The organism is Polymorphospora sp. NPDC050346, assembly GCF_040655695.1.
GTDB classification, from domain to species: domain Bacteria; phylum Actinomycetota; class Actinomycetes; order Mycobacteriales; family Micromonosporaceae; genus Polymorphospora; species Polymorphospora lycopeni.
In genome coordinates this window covers 1-7,261 of record NZ_JBFAKM010000085.1, presented here as the reverse complement: position 1 = coordinate 7,261, position 7,261 = coordinate 1, and the positions used below count along the sequence as shown (strand labels likewise).

Genomic DNA, 7,261 nt, shown 5'->3' with positions numbered 1-7,261 from the left:
GGTACCCTCGTTGACCAGGTGTTTTGGACAAACTGGCGCGATCTCTGGCAGCCTTCCAAACTGATTACGCGAGTTCGATTCTCGTCGCCCGCTCCGCGTCTCGTCTCGTACCGTCCAGGGTCCTCCCCCCGTGACACCCGCTCGCCGATGGTCCCCGCGCGACCGTGCCGAAGGTCCCGTCAGGAGCGGTCTCCCGGCACTGATCGCAGCCCCTCTCCCGGTGGTCGAATTGATTCGTCAGCGAGAGTCAGGAAGGCGTGAACGGCCATGACGACGACGATCGAACGCACCGCCAACCACCGGGTGACCACCAACGCGGTGATCCCGCCGGTCACCGGAGCCATCCGCCCGGCCGAGACCACCGGCCGCAAGGCCACCCGCTACACCCTCGCCGGACTGCGGCTGGCGCTCGGCTGGATCTTCCTCTGGGCGTTCCTCGACAAGCTCTTCGGCCTCGGCCAGGGAACCGCCGCGGAGCAGGCCTGGGTCAACGGCGGCAGCCCCACCAAGGGCTTCCTCGGCAACGCCGTGGCCGGTCCGTTCGCCGACCTCTACCGCGGCTTCGCCGGGGCGGCCTGGGCCGACTGGCTCTTCATGATCGGGCTCGCCGCCATCGGCACCGCGCTCATCCTGGGCGTGGGCATGCGGGTGGCCGCCACGGCCGGTGGCCTGATGATGGTGCTGATGTGGACCGCCGTCCTGCCCCCGGCGAACAACCCCTTCATGGACGACCACCTGATCTACGCGGGTGTGCTCCTGGTCCTGGCGCTGACCGCGGCCGGTGACACGCTCGGTCTGGGCCGGCTCTGGGCCCGCGTCCCGATCGTCAAGCGCCTTCCCTTCCTCAGGTAGCGACCCGAACACGAACTCGCCGGCGGCTCGAGCCGCCGGCGAGTTCGTGTGTCACCGCCACCTGCAAGATCCCGGTGGTCAGGGAGTTCGCCGGCGACACGCTCGACTCAGTCCCTGATCACGCGGATCCTGGGGGGTTGGTGGTCGGGGAGGTGTCGACCGTCTGGGGGGTCGGCAGGCGGGGGGTGTGGGCCGGGCCGGCGTGCTCGGGGTCGGCCACACCCAGGCGGATCACCAGGTAGGGCCAGCCCAACTCGGCGACCAGCCGGCGCAGCGCCGCCCGGGTCGCGGTCACCTCGACCACCGCGCTCAGCGGCAGCACCGAGGCGCCGAGCCGGGTGGCGGTCAGCCAGGCCGCGGAGAGCGCCTCACCGGCCCGCAGCCACCACAGCGGCTCGTCGCCGTCGCCGTACAGCAGGCCGTAGAACGCCGCCCGGTCGTGGCCCGGCGCGATCGGCAGGGTGCCCGGCTGGCCGAAGTCCCGCCCCGGCACGGTCGTCGCCGGCTGGACCTCGGGCAGGGCGTGGGCCGGGACGCCGAGCCCGTCGCCGCGCCCGATCCAGTACGCCAGCTCCTCCTGGACCGCCGGGTCCTCCCGCTCGGCGGTGCCCGCCCGGTCGGCCGCGGACGCCAGGTCGTAGACCTGCTCGTCGGTGAGCACATGCAGGTGCGGCCCCTCCGCGCGGACCGCCTCCGAGATCGTCTTCAGGACGTCGTCGGTCAGCACCTCGTCGCTGAGCGGGCGCCGGTCGGTGTGCCGTACCGACATGGTCTGGACCAGGCGCACCGCGGCCTGGTCGGGCGTACCGTGCCCGCCGGGGGTGAGCACCGCCAGCAGGTCGGGGCGGTCGGGGTCGGGCAGCCGCCGCACCGTGCAGTCCCAGCCGTCGGCGGCGAGCGCCGTCCGGGCATGGTGCAGCGCGGCGCCGCAACTGATCATCAGCAGCCGCCCCTCCGGGTCCGTCGCGGCGAGCTGCCGGTCGCGTACGGCGGACAGTTCGAGCCGGTCCGGATGGACCGTCCATCGCCACGGTTGCGTGTTGTGCACCGACGGGGCGTGCCCCGCCATCGCGGCGGCCCGGGCCAGAGCCTCCGCCGCCTTGTCGGTCTGGGTCACAGCCGTCCCGCCTCAGTCTCGGATCGGATCCCTGCTTCGGTCAGTATCCCAGCAGCGCCGGTCCGGAACCCCGGCTACCCGCCGGAGCCGGCGGTCGCCCGTGCGCCGTCCGGGTGTCGCCGGGGTGGGCCGACCCGCCGTACGGACACGGGTGGCGACCCGGGGGTGGTGCGGCTACGGTCGGGCGGCCAGGGTCGCCGGGGACCGCCGTCCCCGTTCCAGGAGGGCGTCGCCGTGTCACTGCTGAAGCGGTTGTCAGAGTCGCCGGACGAGCGGCCGGACGCGGTCCGGGTTGCCGGCAACGCGCTGTCCGGCGCCGAGCTGCTGCGGTGCGCGGCCGCGGTCGCCGACCGGGTGCACGGGCTGGAGCGGGTGGCGGTCGAGGCGACCCCGACGATGGAGACGGTGGTCGGCGTCGTCGGGGCGCTGCTCGCCGGGGTGGCCGTGGTGCCCGTACCGGCCGACGCCGGGGCGATGGAGCGCCGGCACATGTTCGCCGACTCGGGTGCGGCGGCACTGCTGGCGGGCAGGGGCACCGACGTGGCGCCGGGCGGGCCGCCGGTCGTACCGGTGGATCTGGCCCAGCGGTCCGACCGGACGTGGCCGGAGCCGGAGCCGGAGCGGGCCGCGCTGATCCTCTACACCAGTGGCACCACCGGGGCGCCGAAGGGCGTGGTCGTCTCCCGGCGGTCGATCGCGGCCTGTCTCGACGGGCTCGCCGACGCGTGGGCGTGGACGCCCGACGACCTGCTGGTGCACGGGTTGCCGCTGTTCCACGTACACGGTTTGGTGCTCGGGGTGCTCGGGCCGTTGCGGCACGGCAGCCGGCTGGACCACGTCGGACGTCCGCAGCCGCGGCGGTACGCGGCGGCGGCCGGCACCCTCTACTTCGGGGTGCCGACGGTGTGGTCGCGGGTGGCCGCGGACCCGGATTCGGCGCGGGCGTTGCGGGGTGCGCGGTTGCTGGTGTCCGGCAGCGCGGCGCTGCCGGCGGCGGTCTTCGCCGACCTGCGGGAGCTGACCGGGCACCGGATCGTGGAGCGGTACGGGATGACCGAGACGCTGATCACGGTGAGCGCGCGGGCGGACGGTGCACGCCGGCCGGGCACGGTCGGGATGCGGCTGCCGGGGGTACGGACCCGGCTCGCCGACGAGCATGGCGGGCCGGTGCCGGCCGACGGCGAGGCGATGGGCGAGCTGCTGGTGGCCGGGCCGACGCTGTTCAGCGGCTACCTGAACCGGCCGGACGCGGACGCGGCCAGCACCGCCGGGGACGGCTGGTTCCGCACCGGCGACGTCGCCACGATCGGGCCGGACGGGGTGCACCGGATCGTCGGCCGGGCCTCCACCGATCTGATCAAGAGCGGCGGTTACCGGATCGGGGCCGGCGAGGTCGAGGACGCGTTGCTGGCCCACCCCGGTGTTCGGGAGGCGGCCGTGATCGGCGTACCGGATCCGGACCTGGGGCAGCGGGTGACGGCGTACGTGGTGGCCGACGGGGTCACCGGCCCGGAACTGGTCGAGTTCGTGGCCCGCAACCTGGCCGTGCACAAGCGGCCGCGGGCGGTGCACCTGCTCGACGCGCTGCCCCGCAACGCGCTCGGCAAGGTGCAGAAGAAGCTACTGGGCTAGCGTGCTCTCCCGGGGCACGAGGTGGAACGGCGGCTGCACGTCGTACGGGGGGTGGACCGGTCTGCCCTCGATCCGGGCGACCAGTGACCGTACGGCCAGCCGGCCGATCCGCTCCTTGTCGGGCGAGATCGTGGTCAGGGTCGGGTTGCTGAACCGGCCCTCCTCGATGTCGTCGAAGCCGATGACGGCGATGTCGTCGGGAATCCGCCGGCCGGCCTCGCCGATGGCCCGCATGGCGCCGATGGCGATCAGGTCGTTGTAGCCGAAGACCGCGTCCGGCGGCTCGTCGAGGGCGAGCAGGTCGCGCATCGCGCGCAGCCCGTCGACGCGGCGGAACTGTGTGGTGGCCGCGACGAGGGTGGGCTCGAACGGCAGCCCGGCGCCGGTCAGGGCCTCCCGGTAGCCGCGTAGCCGCAGGTGGGCGGATTGGCGGTCGTCGGCCTGCGCGCCGACGAAGGCGATCCGGTGCCGGCCGATGGACACCAGGTGTTGTACGGCGGCGTGGCTGGCGGCGATGTTGTCGATGGCGATGTGGTCGTGCGGTACGTCGTGGACGCCTTCGCCGATGAGCACCAGCGGGGTCGGGTCGGTGCGGGCGAGGATCTCGTCGCGGCCGATCCGCACCGGGCTGAAGATGAGGCCGTCGATGACGGGTCGGCGGGAGCCGTCGGTGAGGGCCAGTTCCCGGTCCCGGTCGGCGGCGGTGTCCTCCAGGACGAGGGTGTAGCCGAGGCTGGCCGCCTCGCGGATGGCGGAGCCGGCGAGTTCGGCGAAGTACGGGTTGTTGAGTTCGGGGATGGCCAGGGCGATGAGACCTGTCCGGCCGCGGCGCAGGTGCCGGGCGCCGAGGTTGGGCGCGTACCCGAGTTCGTCGATCGCCCGCTGCACCCGCCGCCGGGTCTGTTCGCCGACCGGGCGGTAGCCGTTGACGACGTTGGAGACGGTGGCCAGCGACACTCCGGCCCGCTGCGCGATGTCCTTCAGGCTGACGCCCACCTGCCAGCTCCCTCCGCCGTCCGGGGTCACCGTAACCGGAGGTCCCGACATCCATTGACGACCATCCATCTAAACCTCTATAACGTTATACATCCGCATCGGAATGCCTCGGACGGCCTCCCGGTGCCGGCTCCGTCCCCCACCGCGCCGAGGTTCGCGGGGACTTCCCCGCGTCTCGGCCGGCCCCGTCCCGAACGGAGAAGCCATGTCGAGACCGATCCGCGCCCTGCCCCGGACCTGGCTCCTGCTCGCCGCCACGGCACTGGTCACCGGGTCGCTGCTGACCGCGCCGGCGGCGGCCCAGGCCGCGCCCGCCCGTACCCCGCCGCTGACCACCCCCTGGACCGGTCAGGCGCTGGCCGGCACTCCCCTGCCGGAATACCCACGGCCCCAGATGACCCGCCCCGACTGGCTGAACCTCAACGGCGAGTGGCAACTGCGCCAGTCGGCGACCGACGACCCGCCGCAGTTCGGCACCGACCTGCCGGAGCGGATCAACGTCCCGTTCCCGGTCGAGTCCGCGCTGTCCGGCGTGATGCGCCCCGCCGGCGACAACCGGCACTACCTCTACTACCGCCGTACGTTCACGGTGCCGGGCGACTGGGCCGGACGGCGGGTGCAACTGCACTTCGGCGCGGTCGACTGGCAGACCACCGTCTGGGTCAACGGCACCGAGGTCGGCCGGCACACCGGCGGCTACGACGCCTTCACGTTCGACATCACCCCGCGCCTGAACGGCGGCAGCAACGAACTGGTGGTCAAGGTCTGGGACCCGACCGACAGCCGGCAGAACGGCAGCCTGCCGGCGATCGGCAAACAGACCAGGACACCCGGCGGCATCTTCTACACCCCGTCCTCCGGCATCTGGCAGACCGTCTGGCTGGAACCCACCCCGGCCGCCTCGATCAGCGGCGTCGACCTCAGGCCGAACCTCGCCGACAACACGCTCCGGGTGCGGGTCTTCGCCCGGGGCAACGTCAGCGGGCACAGCGTGCTCGCCGAGGCGCTGACCGGCACCACCGTCGTCGGCACATCGACCGGCGGCTTCACCGAGTTCTCCGTACCGGTGCCGAACGCCCGCCGGTGGTCGCCGGACGACCCCTTCCTCTACAACCTGCGGATCACGCTGCGCAACGGCGGCGGCGCCCAGGTCGACCGGACCACGCACTACTTCGGCATGCGGGAGATCACCACCGGCCTAATCAACGGCGTGCTGCGCCCGAAGCTCAACGGCCAGTTCGTCTTCCAGGCCGGCACCCTCGACCAGGGCTACTGGCCGGACGGCCTCTACACCGCCCCCACCGACGCCGCGCTCGCCTTCGACCTGCAAAAACACAAGGACCTCGGGTTCAACATGGTGCGCAAGCACATCAAGGTCGAACCGCAGCGCTGGTTCTACCACGCCGACCGGCTCGGCCTGCTGGTGTGGCAGGACATCCCGTCGCTGACCGCGCAGGACATCGATCCGAACGACGCCCAGCAGGCCCAGTTCGAGGCCGAGGCCCGCGAGATCGTCGACGAGCACCGCAGCTCACCGTCGGTCGTCGCGTACGTCGTCTACAACGAGGGCTGGGGCGAGCGGGCGCTGGCCGACACCCGCCGGGTCGGCCAGAACGTCAAGAACCAGGACCCGACCCGCCTGGTCAACACCCACAGCGGACACAACTGCTGCCAGTCGCTCGGCAACCCCGGCAACGGCGACATGGACGACTGGCACATCTACGTCGGCCCCGACTCACCCCCGGCGTCGACCACCCGGATCTCGGTGCTCGGCGAGTTCGGCGGCCCCGGCCTGCGCACCCCCGGGCACGAGTACAGCCCAAACGGCAGCTTCAACGCGTACGAGTGGCAGCCGAACCCGACCGCGCTGACCGACCGGTACGTCGGCCTCGTCGCCGGCACCCACAACCTGATGGTCGGCAAGGGGCTGAGCGCGTCGGTCTACACCGAGATCACCGACCTGGAGGGCGAACTGAACGGCTTCCTCACGTACGACCGGCAGGTGGTCAAGATGGACCAGAACCGGGTACGCGCCGCCAACCAGGCGCTGATCGCGGCGTCGAAGGCGCTCAGCAACTCCGGTCCGGTCACCCTGCCCGTCCACACCCGACGGTCGTTGCAGGTGACCACACCCGGCTTCACCAACCGCTACCTGCGACACATGAACGGACTGGCGTACACCGAGGTGGTCGACGCGGGCAGCCCGACGGTGCTCAGGCAGGACGCGACGTACACGATCCGGCCCGGGCTCGCCGGCACGGGCTGCTACTCGTTCGAGTCGGTCAACTTCCCCGGCCAGTTCCTGCGGCACGTCGACTCCCGGGTCCGCAACTCCCCCGACGACGGGTCGGCGCTGCTGCGCGCCGACGCCACCTGGTGTGCCCGCACCGGGCTGACCGGCGGCGGGGTGTCGTTCGAGTCGTACAACTTCCGGGGGTCCTACCTGCGGCACCACGGCGCGCAGGTGTGGCTGAGCAACGGCGCCGGCGGACCGGCGTACAACTCGCCGGCGTCGTGGCTGGCCGACGTGACCTGGAACGTCACCGGCCCCTGGGCGCCGTGACCGGCCGGGGGGGGGGGGGGGGGGTAGTGCGCGGGGGGGCGGGCCCGCGGTTTAGCAACACAGGGTGGCTGGTGGGGGGGGGTGGTATAGTGGGGTGGTGT

At 72.5% G+C, this 7,261-nt stretch carries 5 protein-coding genes; 3 read left to right on the top strand and 2 right to left on the bottom strand.

The genetic code is table 11. The features are described 5' to 3' along the window. Positions 1 to 267 precede the first annotated feature (267 nt). On the top strand, positions 268 to 852 hold the full coding sequence (locus AB0I42_RS36990; protein ID WP_357544437.1) for a DoxX family protein: 585 nt from the start codon (positions 268 to 270) through the stop codon (positions 850 to 852). Positions 853 to 970: 118 nt separating this feature from the next. Here AB0I42_RS36990 and AB0I42_RS36985 read toward each other — a convergent pair whose 3' ends face one another. After that, positions 971 to 1,921: a nitroreductase gene (locus AB0I42_RS36985; RefSeq protein WP_357544438.1), complete on the bottom strand. Its 951-nt coding sequence runs from the start codon at positions 1,919 to 1,921 to the stop codon at positions 971 to 973. A gap of 282 nt (positions 1,922 to 2,203) precedes the next feature. Here AB0I42_RS36985 and AB0I42_RS36980 point away from each other — a divergent pair, with 282 nt between their 5' ends. Next, entirely contained in the window at positions 2,204 to 3,601 is a 1,398-nt protein-coding gene (locus AB0I42_RS36980) for an acyl-CoA synthetase (protein ID WP_357544436.1), read from the top strand. On the opposite strand, the gene AB0I42_RS36975 is transcribed toward AB0I42_RS36980, so the two are convergent. Beyond that, positions 3,590 to 4,597 carry a LacI family DNA-binding transcriptional regulator gene (locus AB0I42_RS36975; protein ID WP_357544435.1) on the bottom strand — a complete coding sequence of 336 codons (1,008 nt, stop codon included), beginning with the start codon at positions 4,595 to 4,597 and terminating at the stop codon, positions 3,590 to 3,592. The genes AB0I42_RS36980 and AB0I42_RS36975 overlap by 12 nt on opposite strands. 205 nt (positions 4,598 to 4,802) lie before the next feature. Here AB0I42_RS36975 and AB0I42_RS36970 point away from each other — a divergent pair, with 205 nt between their 5' ends. Continuing rightward, a complete protein-coding gene (locus AB0I42_RS36970) occupies positions 4,803 to 7,160 on the top strand; it encodes an AbfB domain-containing protein (protein ID WP_357544434.1) in 2,358 nt (785 codons plus the stop codon). The last annotated feature ends 101 nt before the right edge of the window (positions 7,161 to 7,261 follow it).

Bases quoted from the DNA above. Each gene is read 5' to 3' on its own strand.
- AB0I42_RS36990 (WP_357544437.1), top strand. From the start codon at position 268: ATGACGACGACGATCGAACGCACCGCCAACCACCGGGTGACCACCAAC.
- AB0I42_RS36985 (WP_357544438.1), bottom strand. From the start codon at position 1,921: ATGGCGGGGCACGCCCCGTCGGTGCACAACACGCAACCGTGGCGATGG.
- AB0I42_RS36970 (WP_357544434.1), top strand. From the start codon at position 4,803: ATGTCGAGACCGATCCGCGCCCTGCCCCGGACCTGGCTCCTGCTCGCC.